Source organism: Diaphorobacter caeni (genome assembly GCF_015354245.1).
Taxonomy (GTDB): domain Bacteria; phylum Pseudomonadota; class Gammaproteobacteria; order Burkholderiales; family Burkholderiaceae_C; genus Diaphorobacter_A; species Diaphorobacter_A caeni.
The window spans coordinates 101,812-115,281 of record NZ_JADKYZ010000004.1; the positions used below are offsets into that span (position 1 = coordinate 101,812).

Sequence of the window (13,470 nt, forward strand, 5' to 3'; positions counted from 1 at the left end):
GCCGGGAATTGCGATTGATCACACAGCAATGCACGCGAATGCAACGCAAGCCGCGCAAAAAATCAAAAGCCGCAGCGGCCCGTTCGTCAACGGAACCGCTGCGGCTTGAGACGGTGCTGTCCGTGCGCTTAAAAAGCGATCAGCTCACATGCTTGCCCACGATGCCCGCGATCTCGAACATGCTCACCTTGTCCTTGCCGAACACGGGAAGCAGCTTGGCATCGGCCACCACCGAGCGCTTGTCCGCCGGGTCCTGCAGGTTGTGGGCCTTGATGTAGTCCCAGAGCTTCTTGACGACCTCGGGGCGCGACACCGGGCCGTCGCCGATGACGGCGGCGAGTTCGGTGCTGGGCTTCAAGGTGCCTGCGGCAGGGGCCTTCTTGGTGGCTGATTTCTTGGCTGCGGGGGCTTTCTTCGCGGCAGCCGTCTTCTTGGCGGCCGGGGCCTTCTTGGCTGCAGCCGCCGAGCCTGCCGCCGTCTTGCGTGGCGGGAACTTGGAGTCGCGCTTTTCGAACTCGAAGTTCACCTTGCCTTCGGCCGCATCCCAGACCAGGAAGGCCTTGAACGCGCGGCGCGTACGCATGCTCACGAACTTGTCGAGCAGATCGGTCTTGCCGGTCTCGAGCAGCTTGGTCATCTGCGCACGTTCGATGGGCTGCTGCAGGATGATCTTGCCGCTCTTGAACTTGCAGCTCGGCGTGGGCTGCGCCTGCGTGGGCACGGACTTGCTGCAGACGTAGTTGGCGCCATGCTCGTAGACCGGCGCGCCGCAGACCGGGCATTTGCCGAGGCTTTCCTGCGCGGAGAAGTCGATGATCTCGCCCGAATCCTCATCGGCCTTGTCGTCGCCGAAGTCGAACTCGAGCTTGTAGTTGTTGTTCTCCTCGTCGCGCACGATGGCGACTTCCGCGGTGAACGGCCAGCCGGCCTTGGAGCGGAACCCCTCCAGCGGGCCGATGCGGCGATCACGCACCAGCGTTTCGGCTTCCTGCGTTTCAAACGTGCGGCCTGCGGGCGACTTGGTGAACGAGAAACCGCAGCCTTCGCTGCCGCCGCCGGCCTTGCCGGTGCAGGCAAAACGGCGGTAGTTTTCCTTGACCACGCCGCCGCAGTTGGGGCATGGCGTTTCCAGCGTCGCGTAGTCGCCGGGGATGGTGTCGCGGTCGTACTCCTTGGCCTTTTTGACGAGCTTTTCCGTCATGGCCTGGATCTGCTGCATGAAGGCTTCGCGCGAGAGCTGGCCCTTTTCCATCTGCGAGAGCTTGTACTCCCACTCACCGGTCAAGTCGGCGCGCGAGAGTTCCTCCACTCCGAGGCCGCGCAGCAGCGTCATGAGCTGGAACGCCTTGGCGGTCGGAATCAGCTCGCGGCCTTCGCGCAGCATGTACTTTTCGGTGATCAGCCCTTCGATGATCGCCGCGCGCGTGGCTGGCGTTCCCAGGCCCTTTTCCTGCATGGCTTCGCGCAGTTCGTCGTCGTCGATCTGCTTGCCCGCGCTTTCCATCGCGCCCAGCAGCGTGGCTTCCGAATAGCGGGCGGGCGGCTTGGTCTTGAGGCCCTTGGCGTCGGCGTGATCCGTGCGCGGAGTCTCGCCGGGCTTCACGGCGACCAGCGGCTGTCCCTTGTCGCCTTCCTTGCCGCCTTCGACCTCGTTGGCCGCTTCCTTGCCGTAGATCGCCAGCCATCCCGGCTTGACCAGCACCTTGCCCTCGGTCTTGAAGTGGTGGCCCACGACCTGGCTGATGCGCGTGGTGACCTGGTACTCGGCGCTCGGGAAGAACACGGCCATGAAGCGGCGCACGACCAGGTCGTACAGCTTCTGCTCGGCTTCCGACAGGCCACTGGGTGCCTGCGTGGTCGGGATGATGGCGAAGTGATCCGACACCTTGCTGTTGTCGAAGATGCGCTTGCTCGGACGCACGTAGTTGTCGTCCAGCGCCTGCTTGGCGAACGGCGCGAGATGGCGCATGCCGCTCGTGGCCAGCATGCCGAAGGTCTCGCGCGCCACGGGCAGATAGTCCTCGGGCAGCGCGCGCGAATCGGTACGCGGATAGGTCAGCGCCTTGTGGCGCTCATAGAGGCTCTGCGCGAGCGCGAGCGTCGTCTTGGCCGAGAAGCCGAACTTGCCGTTGGCCTCACGCTGCAGGCTGGTCAGATCGAACAGCAGCGGCGATGCCTGCGTGGTGGGCTTGGACTCCTCGGTGACGGTGGCGGGCTTGCCGCGCACCGCCTCGGCGATGGCGACCGCGTCCTTGTGGTTCCACAGGCGGTCGGCCTTGGCTTCGGGATCGTCCGACTTCTTCCACTTGGTGTCGAACCACTTGCCCAGATACTCGCCCGCCTCGGCGGCAAAGCCGGCGTGCACTTCCCAGTAGTCGCGGCTCACGAACTTGCGGATCTTTTCCTCGCGCTCGACGACCAGCGACAGCGTCGGCGTCTGCACCCGGCCCACGGTGGTCAGGAAGAAGCCGCCATCGCGGGAGTTGAACGCGGTCATCGCACGCGTGCCGTTGATGCCGACCAGCCAGTCGGCCTCGGAGCGGCTGCGCGCGGCGCTGGCCAGACCCTGCATCTGCTGATCGGAGCGCAGCTGGTTGAAGCCGTCGCGGATCGCCTGCGGCGTCATGCTCTGCAGCCAAAGACGCTTGACGGGCTTGCCGAGCCCGCCCTTGGCGCCGCCCGCGTACTGCTCGATCAGGCGGAAGATCAGCTCCCCTTCGCGGCCCGCGTCACAGGCGTTGATGAGTTCGGTGACGTCCTTGCGCTTGGCCTGCTTGACCACGGCGTTCAGGCGCGTCTTGGTCTTGTCGACCGGCTTCAGATCGAAGAACGGCGGAATCACCGGCAGGTGCGCGAAGCTCCACTTGCCGCGCTTGACGTCGAACTGCTCGGGCGCCTGGATCTCGACCAGGTGACCGACCGCGCTCGTCACGACGTAGCGCTCGTTCTCGAAATGATCCTCGTGTTTGTCGAACTTGCCGGCAACGGGCGTGAGGGCACGCACGATGTCTTGTGCAACCGACGGTTTCTCTGCAATGACCAGCGTTTTATTCATTTGTGTGGGTTGGCCTTTACGGCGCTTCTACAATTCGGCTTCATGCGCGCGCACGCGCACGCATGTGTACATATTCAAACTAACAGAGTTTTCAGCCATGGCCCGAAACGCACCCTCCAATATCCCGACCATCCCGCCAGGCCGCCGCATCCAGACACGCCGCTCGGGCGTGCATGGCAAGGGAGTGTTCGCGTTGCAGGACATTGCCGAGGGCGAGGTTCTCATCGAATACGTGGGTGAGGTCATTGGCTGGCAGGAGGCGCAGGATCGGCATCCGCACGACCCCAAGCAGCCCAACCATACGTTCTATTTCCATGTGGACGAAGACCGCGTCATCGACGCGAAGCATGGCGGAAACTCCGCGCGCTGGATCAACCACAGCTGCGATCCCAACTGTTTTGCAGATGAGATCGAAGGCCGGATCTTCATCACGGCCCTGCGCAATATCCATGCGGGCGAAGAGCTCAATTACGACTACGGACTGATTATCGAGGAGCGTTATACCCCGAAACTCAAAGCCGAATATCCCTGCTGGTGTGGCAGTGAAGACTGCCGGGGCACGCTGCTGGCCCCCAAGCGCGGCTGGGCGCCCAAGGGGATGGAGCCGGTCAAGAAGAAGAAAAAATCCGAAAAAGCCACTGCAGACAGCAAATCCGAATCAAAAAAGATAGCTAAATCCGAAAAGAAGCCGGAGAAGAAACCGGAAAAGAAGGCCGTCAGGAAGCTGGAGAAGAAGTCGCAGACGCCAGCGACCAAGAAGCCCGAAAAGAACAAAGACAAGAAGCCTCAGAAAGCCAAGGGCAGCAAGAAGTGACCGCCGCAGGCCGTTCCCCCATCCACTGGCCCTCGGAGGCCATCTGGCAGGCCGTGGTGGCCGATGTGCCCGATTTCAGCGTGGAGGTCCTGCCCTCCATCGACTCGACCAACACCGAGCTCATGCGCCGCGCCCGCGCGGGCCGCTGCGACCCCGTCCTGCTGGTGACCGAGGAGCAGACCGCCGGACGCGGCCGTCTGGGACGCCCCTGGCAGAGCCAGGAGACCGCACACGCGCACGCGCAGGAGCAGGGCCCTTCATCGCTGATGATGTCGCTCGGCCTGCCGCTCCGTCCCAAGGAATGGTCGGGCCTGTCGCTGGCCGTGGGCGTGAGCGTGGCGGACAGCCTTCAGCCCGCGATTCCGCGCAAGGAAAGCGGCGTGCCGCGCGTGGGCCTCAAGTGGCCCAACGATCTGTGGCTGTCGGGCGACCGCAAGTTCGGCGGCATCCTCGTCGAGACCGCAAGCTTCATGGCCGCGCCGGGCACGATGGCGGCAGAGAACGACACCGCGCTGCGCTACGTGGTGGTCGGCATCGGCCTGAACGTGCTGGCACGCCCCGGAGACGGCATGACCACGCAGCCCGCCTGCCTCACCGACATCGACCCGCGCTGGAGCGCGCCCGAGGCGCTGCTCACCATCGTCCCGCCGCTGATCAAAACGCTCAAGGCCTTCGCCCGCACCGGCTTTGCGCCATTCAAGCCTCGCTTTGCCGAACGCGATCTGCTGCGCGGGCGTCAGGTGCATCTGAGCGACGGCACGAGCGGCACGGCCAGCGGCGTGACGGACGACGGCACGCTGCTGATTGACACCGCCGCCGGACTGCAGGCCGTCACGAGCGGCGACATCAGCGTGCGCCCGGTCGGTCAGCCGCTGCCGGGCCAGTCCACATAATCCGCGCGTCCACGACACCAAAAACACAGACAAGGGAAGGGGTCTCCTCATCATGCTGCGCATCGCCGTCATCGTTCTGCTGCTCGCCAACGCGGGCTACTATGCATGGTCCCAGGGCATGCTGCGCACCATGGGCTGGGGGCCCGTCGTGCAGTCCGAGCCCCAGCGCCTCGACCAGCAGATCGATCCGCAGAAGATGCAGGTGACGCCCATCAGCGCCGCTGCACTGGCACCATCCTCCGCGGTATCCAACCCCGCTTCCGACGCGGGATCCGCCGTGGCGACCACCGCGCCCGCTTCAGCTTCCGCACCCGCCGCCCCGGCCAGCCCCGCCTCCGCAACGGTCGCCGCCGCCTCCGCGCCCACGCCGCCTCCCGCCGCACCGCAGCGCACGGTCTGCCTGCAGGCCGGAACGTACGACGAGCAGCAGATGCAGACCCTGCGCATCGCCGCCCAGAGCGCCCTGCCCGCCAACAGCTGGAAGTTCGACCCCACGCCGGTGCCCGGCCGCTGGATGGTCTACATCGGCAAGCTGCCCGACGACGAAGCCGTCGCCAAGAAGCGCGCAGAGCTCAAGAACCTGCAGATCGACTACGACCGCCCCGGCCCGGCCTTCGAGCCCGGTCTGTCGCTGGGCCGTTTTTCGACCGACGAGGCTGCCCAGCGCGCCCTCACCCAGCTCACCGGCAAGGGTGTGCGCACCGCCCGCGTGGTGGTCGAGCGCAAGGAGACCAACGTCTACACCCTGCGCCTGCCCACCGCCGACGACGCCCTGCGCGCCAAGGCCGAAGGCCAGCTGCGCACGGCGCTGCTGGGCAAGCCGCTCAAGCACTGCGGCGCTTGAAGCGCCTGAGCCGGTTGCTACACTCGCGCGACATCAATCAAGTCGCTCGTGATGATTAATTCAATTAATTTTCCAACCCGCTCGCTGATCACCCGCCGCCTCGCGATGCAAGCCTTGATCGGCGTGGCGAGCAGCACGGCAGGCGGCATGTCGCTGGCCAAGGAAATTCGCAAGAACCCGGTGAATCCGCTGCTGGATCTGCTGACCCAGCGCGCGAGCGACAGCGTGACTGTGGTTCAGCTGTGGCCGCAGCTCACCGAAAATTTTTCCCGTAGTGCACTGCTGGCGCGCTGCGATGCCTATCGTCGTCCGCTCTCCGAGATGGAGTGGGACATGAAGTTCCAATCGCTCATCGCGACCGATGCCCGCAATGTTTTGCAGATCCCCGTGTTCAAGCAGTTTTTCTGGGAGCCGTGGAGTCGGCAGATCACCAAGGAATGGAACGCGTTGTCTGGCGCCAAGAAGCAACTGTGGACCGATTGGCTGAAAAAGCCGACCGCGTTCGAGGTAGTTCAAAGCCTGCGCGCGCAAGTGGTGTTCGAAGCCTGCGAGCTTCCGAACTGGAATCTCGACACACGCACCGGCACCAAGCTGGCAACGCCCATTGTGCTCGTCGCTCAGGCATTCAACGACCTGGGTGTGCGCCCGCTCGTGGATCAGGCGGTCGCTCAGACCGACAAATCACTCGCCAAGCTCTGGAGCCGCGTCAGACCGCTGGCCGAAACCCGCCGCGAAGACGCCGCCTGGCTCCTGGAGATTCCGCTCGCGTTTGCGGAGAACTCCGACATTCTCGTGGAGCATTTCGATGCGCTCGCACTCAAGAAGCTGCCGGATCGAGAACTCTGGCTCGACGGCCCGTTCCGCGATATTCCGGGCCAGTGCGGCTACACCCTGCAGGGCGCGGAGAGCAAGGCGTTCACAGACGCCGCATTCAAGCTCAAGCTGCAAGACACCGTTCCCGCGACCTTCGCCGCGTACTGCGGCAAAAGTTGAGCACCACTCACAGCTTGCGCGGATCGGTCTTGAGCAGCCATTCCACGAGCTCGCGCAGGTCGTGCTTGAGCTTGTCGAAGCCCGGCTGCTGGATCTCCAGCGTCTCCTCGTCCATGTAGATGCGCCGGTTGATCTCGATCTGGATGCTGTGGCGGTGCTCCTCGGGCTTGCCGTAGCGGCGCACCAGCTCCACGCCCTTGTAGGGGTGGTTGTATTCGACGTCGTAGCCGCGCGAGCGCAGAAAGTCGCACACCATGTGGGAGAGCGCGGGCGAGGCCGTCGTGCCGTCGCGGTCGCCGATCACGAAGTCGGCATGCTCGAGCCCCGGATGCAGCGTGGCATGGCTGGCCGCGATCGAGGGCATCGAGTGGCAGTTGATGTGGATGCTGTAGCCGTGGCGCGCGTGCGCGGCATCGATGGCGTCCGACACCGCCGCGTGGTACGGCTCCCAGCATTCGGAGATGCGCCGCTGGCCCTCCTCCACCGTGAGCTGACGCTCGTAGATCGCCTGTCCGTCGTCGGTGAAGCGCCAGATCAGCCCCTTGCCCAGACGCACCTTCTGCAGCGTGACCTCGTCCTCGGTCACATCGTGCGGCCAGTCACCGTCGAACAGATCGACGTCGATCTCCGTCGTGTCGCGGTTCGCATCGAGATAGATGCGCGGAAACAGCGCCTCGACCCAGGCCACGCCCATCAGCGGCGCGAAGTCGTAGAGCTTCTCGACGTGGGTGTCCTCGGCCTGGCGCAGCACATCAAGCGGCAGCGCAGCGCCGAAATCTTCGGGATAGACCGTGCCGCTGTGCGGCGAATCCAGCACGACGGGCGTGCTGCCGGGTTGTGCGGAAAACCGTTGGTCCGCCTTGGATCGGGGGGAGTCAGTCATGGCTGTTGTCTCACTTTGAGAAACAGCATAGCCCGAGCCTCAACGGCAACAGCGCGCCAAAGGTTATTCGCCTTCGGCCGCGAGCGCCGACGATTTGAGCACCGTCCAGCCCGACTCGATGTGCTTGCGCATGGCGATCATCGCGGCGGCGGCATCGCCCGTGGCCAGCGCTTCGAGAATCTCGTTGTGCTCCTGCACGGCCTCCTGCCCGCGGTTGTGCGCGGCGTTGATCACGTCAAACGGATAGCGGGCCCACAGAATCTGCACGAAATGCAGGGTCTGCGGCAGGTTGGCGATGTCGTACATGCGGCGGTGAAAACGGTAGTTCACCCCGCGCGCGGCGGCACGGTCGCCGTCGGCGAACGCCTTGGCGAACTCGGAACCCAGCGCATGCAGATCCTCCAGATCCTTGGAGGTGATGTTCTGCACCACGCCGCGCACCAGTTGCGCCTCCAGCAGCAGACGCAGGTTGAGAATCTCCGCCGAGGCCGCCGGATCGAACGGCACGACGCGCGCGCCGCGATACGAATCGCCGCTCACGTAGCCCTCGGCCACCAGCAGCTTGAGCGCCTCGCGCACCGGCGTGATGCTGAGCTTGAGCTCCTCGGCGATCTCGGCCTGCTTGAGGCGCGATCCGCGCGGATACACGCCGGAGATGATGCGCTCGCGCAGGTAGTCGGCGACTTGTTCTTCTTTGGTTCGGTAGTCCATGTGATGCCCGTGGAATCCTGCAATCCGTCGCAGAGGCAACCTCGGCTGCCGCCTTGCCAGTGGTCTGCGTGTCGTCGTGCACGATGCATTGATTTCGCCGCATTCTATGCGACGGAATGCGCCGTCACACCATGCCCCAGTCTCTCCATGCCGATGCCGCCCCTGCAGCCGATGCACACGGCCTGAGAGCGTGTGAAACAATCGACCCGCCCCTGCCCCGTCCCTGCACCACCGAGCCTCCAGCCATCATGTCCTGCGCTTCGCCCCAGCCACACCCCACGCTCATCATCGTCGCAGCCGGCAGCGGCACACGCTTTCTCGCCTCCGGAGGCGGCACGCACAAGCTGCAGGCCCTGCTCGATGGCGTGAGCGTGCTCGACCGGTCCGTGCAGAACGCCGAGCAATCGGGCCTGCCATGGCATCTGGTGCGCCAAGGTGAGGGCGGAGCGGGCATGGGCGACTCGATTGCGGCAGGCGTGCGCGCCACGCCCGATGCCAACGGCTGGCTCATCGTTCCCGCCGACCTGCCGCTGATCCGCCCCGCCACGCTGATGCGCGTGGCACTGCAGCTCGGGCAAGGCACGCATGAAATCGTGATGCCGTTCTTCGACGGCCAACAAGGCCATCCGGTCGCGTTTTCAAGACACTGTTTGGACGCGCTCCGCCAACTGCAGGGCGACAAGGGCGCCGCCTCCATCGTGCGCGAAGCCCGCGCGCAGGGCCAGGTGCTCGATCTACCGATCGATGATGACGAGGGCATCGTCACCGACATCGACACCGTGCAGGACCTGGCCCGCGCGCAGGTACTCCTGCTGCGCGCACGCCATGCGGACATCTAGACCGAAGCCGCAGCGATGATGATGCGCCGCGCCTTGTCCACCAGCGGCTTGTCGATCATCTTTCCATCCACCGCCGTTGCCGCACCGCCGCTCGCCTCGAACGCGGCGAGCACACGCTGCGCCCAATCGATCTCGGCAGCCGACGGCGCAAACGCGCCGTTCACCGGAGCGACCTGCGCCGGATGTATGCACAGCTTGGCCCCGAAGCCGAGCTGACGCGAACGCAGCGTGTCCTGCGCGATCAACGCGGCGTCGCTGAAATTCACGCTCACACCGTCAATGGGCGGCAGCATCCCCGCACGGACCGACTCCAGCACGATCTGCGTGCGCACTGCGTCGAGCGCATGGTCTTCGTCGGCAATGCCGCTCTCGGTGGAAAAGTCCACGCTGCCAAACGCCAGCTGCTCCACACCCGCCACCGCGCACACGGCCTTGAGATCCAGATAGGCCGCGACCGTCTCGATCAACGCGACGATGCGGCGCCCAGGCAACTGCGACACGACATGCGCAAGCGAACGCTCGTCGGCTTTCGGAAGCATCACTGCGGCATTCGGCACTGCGGCGATCATCTTCAGGTCTTCATCAAACCACGGCGTGGCGGCGGAGTTGATGCGCACGAGAGCGGAGTTGCCTTGGCCGAGCCACTCGCGCACTGCTTCGCGGGCACGTGGTTTGGCGTCGATGCTGACCGCGTCTTCAAGGTCGAGAATGATGTCGTGGGCGCCACTGGCTGCGGCTTTGGCGAAGCGCTCGGGGCGGTCGCCCGGGACGAAGAGAAATGAGCGGGAGATTTTTTTCATCTTTCTATTCTTTCGTTCGTTGGTGCGTGACGTTTGCCGCGTTTGCATTTTGGATGCTGCTGGCCGGGACTCGCCCCGGCGGGCGACTCACTTCTTTTGCTTCGCCAAAAGAAGTAAGCAAGAAAAGGCGACCCTGCTACCCACGACCCTTCGCTTCGCTGCGGGCAACCTGATTTTGCAGGTTCGTCCGGCGCACGGCAGAAACTCCCTGCGCTTCGCTCCGGTCAAACATCTGCCGTGAGTCAGTTCTTGAAGTCGGGATTGGCACTAGCCAATCCCGACCGCCGAACGCCCCCGCAAAATCAGGCGTGGGCAGAAGGGCTGGAAGCCGCGCGCCGCAGGCGCACATGCATCTCGCGAACGCGAGATGCAGCACGAGCGAAGCAACGTGCTGCAAACACCTCTTCCCAACTGACTTCCGGCGGTTGCCCGAGGGGAGCGCGAAGCGCGAAGTCGAGTTCCGTCGGAGGACTTGAAAGCGCGTTTTTGATTACTTTTTGCGCGCAAGCAAAAAGTGATTGCCCCGCCGGGGGCAGTCCCGGCCTCCGCCCTCAAACAAGACCAAAAGAGAGCAAAAGCAGAAACAGAGACCAATCAAGAAAACACCACCTCAGCAGAACTGCTCAACACACAAAACCGCTTGAAACTCCGAACCGCCTCCTCATGCTCCTCCGCAGAAGGCGCACAACAACAATCCTCAAGAACAATGATCTCCAGATCCCGATCGTGCCCCTCCCGCACCATCGCCTGCACCACCGCATTGGTGGAGATCCCCGAGCAGTAGATCCGCCGGATCCCCCGCGCCCGCACAATCGCCTCGAGGCTCGTCGCATAGAAAGGGCTCACCCGGTGCTTGACGATGTCGAAGTCCTCCTCGCGCTGCCCCAAGTCGGGATGCGTCTCGGTCCCCCAGGTGCCGAGCTTGAAGATTCCGTTCTTGCGCGCGCCCGAAAAAATCGGCGAGTTCGGCGGGCACTCGCGGTAGTCCGGTGAGAAGCCCACGCGCACGAAACCGACGGGCACGCCCGCCGCGCGCGCCTTGTCGATCGCGTGCCGGGTCTTCGCGATGATGCCGCGCCCGCGCACCTGTTCGCCGTAGGCGGCCTTGCCGTTGAAACCGTCGTCATGGACCAGATCGTTTTCCATGTCGAGAACCAGATAGATCGAATCGCTCACGCGCTGCTCCTTGTGATGGTGAATGGTCGAATGGGTGTTCACAGTATGACTTCGCGACTCTCGAGGTCCGCGCGCTGGCTGCTCGAGAGACCGAGCAGTTCACCGAACACGTAGTCCTCGTCCTGGCCCAGCGCGGGCGTCAGGCGGTGGATGCCCACGTCGTCGGTGCGACTGAATCGCGCGAGCGCGCCGACTGCGGGGCGCGGCGGAAGATCGTCCGCGCTCACCTGCGTCACCGTGCCGCGTGCACGCAGGTGCGGGTCGTCCGCGATGTCCTGCATGTTCCACGAGACATGCGCGCTGACGCCTGCCTGCTGCAGGCGGGCGACGATCTGGTCGGCATCGTGCCGCGAGAGCCAGTCCGCGACCAGTTCATCCACCACATGCGCATGCTTGACGCGGCCCTGCGTGGTCGCTAGATGCGGCGCGTCGCATTGCACTTCGAGTGCGCCCAGCATGCGCTGCCATTCATCGTCGTTGCGCACGGCGAGCGTGATCCAGCGGTCGGCCCGGGCGCTGGGGTACACGCCGTGCGGCGCCATCGAGGGATCGGAGTTTCCGGGGCGCTGCGGCGTGAATCCGGCGCTCGCCATCGCCAGCGCGTCGCCGATCATCGCGGAAGCCACTTCGCGCGCTGCCAGGTCCACATGCTGCGCCAAGCCCGTGCGGCGGCGCTGCTGCAGCGCGGCGATGGTGGCGAGCGCGGCGTGCATGCCTGCGGAGTGGTCCATCACATGCCGCATTTCCACCGGCGGACCATCGGCATAGCCGGTCATCCAGCCGAGCCCGCCCCATGCGCCGAACAGCGGCGCATAGCCCGCGAAATGCGAGTCCGGACCGCTCTGGCCGCAGGACGAAAGCGACAGCATGACGATGTCCGGCTTCACCTCGCGCAGCACGTCGAAGCCGAGCCCGAGACGCTTGATCACGCCGGGACGAAAGCTCTCCGCGGCGATGTCGGACACGCCGACGATGCGCTTGGCGATGTCGATGGCTTCGGCGTTCTTGAGGTTGAGCCGCACCGACAGCTTGTTGGCCGACACCTGATCAAAGGTGGCCGCCGTCATGCGCCCGTAGACGGCATGTGGCTTGCGGAACGCGTCGGGGCGCGTCTGGCTCTCGATCTTGATGCACTGCGCGCCGAGCTGCGAGAGCAGATGCGTACAGAACGGTCCCGCCGCATGGATCGTGAAATCCGCAATGCGCACGCCCGCCAGGGGCGCGTTGTCGCGATTCATCATCACAGCATGTCCTCCGTCATTTCACCCAGTGCGGGCACCCGGCTTTCCGCTTCGCCGCTGCGCAGCGGCGAACAGTGGAACTGGAACGGCGCATACAGCAGATCCACCTCGCGCCCGCCCGACAGCTGCGTCGAGGCGAACAGTCCGCGCGCACGTTCATGATCGCCCTGCACCACGTCTTGCGGCGTGCGGTATTTCGCGGCCGGCACGCCCAGCTCCTGCGCGCGGCGCACGATGTCATCCACCGCGTGCCGCGCCATCCATTCGCGGATGTGGCCGTTGATTTCATCGCCCCGGCGGCTGCGCTCGAGCGGATCGTTCAACGCCACATCCATGGCCCACGCAGGGCTGCCGAGCAACTGGACGAGACCGCGCCACTGGCGGTCTTCCAGCGTGAGCAGTTCCATGTAGCCGTCCAGCGTCTTGAACACTCCGCCATAGCGAAAGCGGCGGCTGGTGCGGTGCTCCAGCGAGCCATCGCCCAGCCGCTGCAAGGCGAACGCGCCCACGGCAAGCACCGCGTCCTGCACCGACACGTCGACGAACTGCCCGCCCACAGCCGGTGCAGCCCACCACGCGGCGAGCGCATTCATCGCCGCCATGCAGCCGCCCTGATAACTGCCGAAGTGGCCGTAGATCTTGAGCGGCGGGCGGTCCGGAAACAGCTCGTTGGCCAACCCGTTGGGAAGCAGAAACCCCTCGCCCCCCGCATGCAGCAGATTGATCTCCTGCGCGCTCCAGTGCGCCTTGTCGCCAGCCGCGCCAAACGGCAGCACACTCACATGCACCAGATGCGGAAAGACCGTCGCGATGCTTTCCGGGTCAAGCCCCAGCGCCGCGCGCTGCGCCACGGACGTGTCGTCGATGAGGATGTGCGCGTCGCCCAGCACCTGCAGCAGCATGCCGCGCGCCGCGTCGTCCTCCAGATTGCAGATCAGGCTGCGCTTGCCGAGCGACAGATAGGCGAACAGCGCGCTCTCGCCGGTGTCTTCGAACAGCGGCGGAGCCCGGCGCAGTTCGGAGCCCTGTGAAGGTTCCAGCATCACCACTTCCGCGCCCATCGCCGCCAGCAGCCTGCCCGCATAGGCGGCGGCAACGGAGCGTGAACGCTCGATGACCCGGCAGCCCGCGAGGGGCAGTTCCGCCAGTCCCCCCTGGGGCGATGACACGGATTCGGCTTGCATGTGAACCTCCTTCCAGCTTCTGTCCAATCGTCGTTGC

General features: G+C 65.0%; 12 protein-coding genes. 5 read left to right on the plus strand and 7 right to left on the minus strand.

Features of this window, described 5'->3' with window-relative positions; translation table 11 throughout:
* Nucleotides 1-139: 139 nt before the first annotated feature.
* On the minus strand, nt 140-3,055 hold the full coding sequence (locus ISG32_RS11375) for a DNA topoisomerase III (RefSeq protein ID WP_194771137.1): 2,916 nt from the start codon (nt 3,053-3,055) through the stop codon (nt 140-142).
* A 97-nt stretch (nt 3,056-3,152) separates the two neighbouring features.
* Here ISG32_RS11375 and ISG32_RS11380 point away from each other — a divergent pair, with 97 nt between their 5' ends.
* Genes ISG32_RS11380 through ISG32_RS11395 form a run of 4 tightly spaced genes read left to right on the plus strand, consistent with a single transcriptional unit; the run spans nt 3,153 to nt 6,599 of the window.
* Nucleotides 3,153-3,869, plus strand: coding sequence for an SET domain-containing protein (locus ISG32_RS11380; protein ID WP_194771138.1), 717 nt, complete (start codon nt 3,153-3,155; stop codon nt 3,867-3,869).
* On the plus strand, nt 3,866-4,762 hold the full coding sequence (locus ISG32_RS11385; protein WP_194771139.1) for a biotin--[acetyl-CoA-carboxylase] ligase: 897 nt from the start codon (nt 3,866-3,868) through the stop codon (nt 4,760-4,762). Before ISG32_RS11380 ends, ISG32_RS11385 begins: the two co-directional genes overlap by 4 nt.
* 52 nt (nt 4,763-4,814) lie before the next feature.
* A complete protein-coding gene (locus ISG32_RS11390) occupies nt 4,815-5,606 on the plus strand; it encodes an SPOR domain-containing protein (RefSeq protein ID WP_194771140.1) in 792 nt (263 codons plus the stop codon).
* A 51-nt stretch (nt 5,607-5,657) separates the two neighbouring features.
* Complete coding sequence (locus ISG32_RS11395; RefSeq protein WP_194771141.1) at nt 5,658-6,599, plus strand: hypothetical protein; 942 nt, start codon at nt 5,658-5,660, stop codon at nt 6,597-6,599.
* A gap of 7 nt (nt 6,600-6,606) precedes the next feature.
* On the opposite strand, the gene ISG32_RS11400 is transcribed toward ISG32_RS11395, so the two are convergent.
* Nucleotides 6,607-7,482 (minus strand): N-formylglutamate amidohydrolase, encoded by an 876-nt coding sequence (locus tag ISG32_RS11400; RefSeq protein WP_194771142.1) that lies wholly within the window; start codon nt 7,480-7,482, stop codon nt 6,607-6,609.
* Between the two features lie 63 nt (nt 7,483-7,545).
* Nucleotides 7,546-8,193, minus strand: a complete 648-nt coding sequence (locus ISG32_RS11405) for a GntR family transcriptional regulator (protein WP_194771143.1) — start codon at nt 8,191-8,193, stop codon at nt 7,546-7,548.
* 131 nt (nt 8,194-8,324) lie between these two features.
* Here ISG32_RS11405 and ISG32_RS11410 point away from each other — a divergent pair, with 131 nt between their 5' ends.
* Complete coding sequence (locus ISG32_RS11410) at nt 8,325-9,032, plus strand: nucleotidyltransferase family protein (RefSeq protein ID WP_228529753.1); 708 nt, start codon at nt 8,325-8,327, stop codon at nt 9,030-9,032.
* On the opposite strand, the gene ISG32_RS11415 is transcribed toward ISG32_RS11410, so the two are convergent.
* The 4 genes from ISG32_RS11415 to ISG32_RS11430 form a co-directional block, all read right to left on the minus strand.
* Nucleotides 9,029-9,832: an HpcH/HpaI aldolase/citrate lyase family protein gene (locus ISG32_RS11415; RefSeq protein WP_194771144.1), complete on the minus strand. Its 804-nt coding sequence runs from the start codon at nt 9,830-9,832 to the stop codon at nt 9,029-9,031. The genes ISG32_RS11410 and ISG32_RS11415 overlap by 4 nt on opposite strands.
* Before the next feature lie 594 nt (nt 9,833-10,426).
* The gene (locus tag ISG32_RS11420; protein ID WP_323745925.1) at nt 10,427-11,008 is read right to left on the minus strand and encodes a cysteine hydrolase; all 582 of its coding nucleotides are present in this window, start codon (nt 11,006-11,008) and stop codon (nt 10,427-10,429) included.
* A gap of 38 nt (nt 11,009-11,046) precedes the next feature.
* Nucleotides 11,047-12,249, minus strand: coding sequence for a CaiB/BaiF CoA transferase family protein (locus tag ISG32_RS11425; RefSeq protein WP_228529754.1), 1,203 nt, complete (start codon nt 12,247-12,249; stop codon nt 11,047-11,049).
* Nucleotides 12,249-13,433 carry a CoA transferase gene (locus tag ISG32_RS11430; protein ID WP_194771145.1) on the minus strand — a complete coding sequence of 395 codons (1,185 nt, stop codon included), beginning with the start codon at nt 13,431-13,433 and terminating at the stop codon, nt 12,249-12,251. Before ISG32_RS11430 ends, ISG32_RS11425 begins: the two co-directional genes overlap by 1 nt.
* Nucleotides 13,434-13,470: the final 37 nt, after the last annotated feature.

Excerpts from the sequence above, each read along its gene's own strand:
- ISG32_RS11400 (WP_194771142.1), bottom strand. The coding sequence starts at position 7,482 with ATGACTGACTCCCCCCGATCCAAGGCGGACCAACGGTTTTCCGCACAA.
- ISG32_RS11410 (WP_228529753.1), top strand. The coding sequence starts at position 8,325 with ATGCCCCAGTCTCTCCATGCCGATGCCGCCCCTGCAGCCGATGCACAC.
- ISG32_RS11430 (WP_194771145.1), bottom strand. The coding sequence starts at position 13,433 with ATGCAAGCCGAATCCGTGTCATCGCCCCAGGGGGGACTGGCGGAACTG.
- ISG32_RS11405 (WP_194771143.1), bottom strand. The coding sequence starts at position 8,193 with ATGGACTACCGAACCAAAGAAGAACAAGTCGCCGACTACCTGCGCGAG.
- ISG32_RS11415 (WP_194771144.1), bottom strand. The coding sequence starts at position 9,832 with ATGAAAAAAATCTCCCGCTCATTTCTCTTCGTCCCGGGCGACCGCCCC.
- ISG32_RS11390 (WP_194771140.1), top strand. The coding sequence starts at position 4,815 with ATGCTGCGCATCGCCGTCATCGTTCTGCTGCTCGCCAACGCGGGCTAC.
- ISG32_RS11380 (WP_194771138.1), top strand. The coding sequence starts at position 3,153 with ATGGCCCGAAACGCACCCTCCAATATCCCGACCATCCCGCCAGGCCGC.
- ISG32_RS11425 (WP_228529754.1), bottom strand. The coding sequence starts at position 12,249 with ATGATGAATCGCGACAACGCGCCCCTGGCGGGCGTGCGCATTGCGGAT.
- ISG32_RS11395 (WP_194771141.1), top strand. The coding sequence starts at position 5,658 with ATGATTAATTCAATTAATTTTCCAACCCGCTCGCTGATCACCCGCCGC.
- ISG32_RS11375 (WP_194771137.1), bottom strand. The coding sequence starts at position 3,055 with ATGAATAAAACGCTGGTCATTGCAGAGAAACCGTCGGTTGCACAAGAC.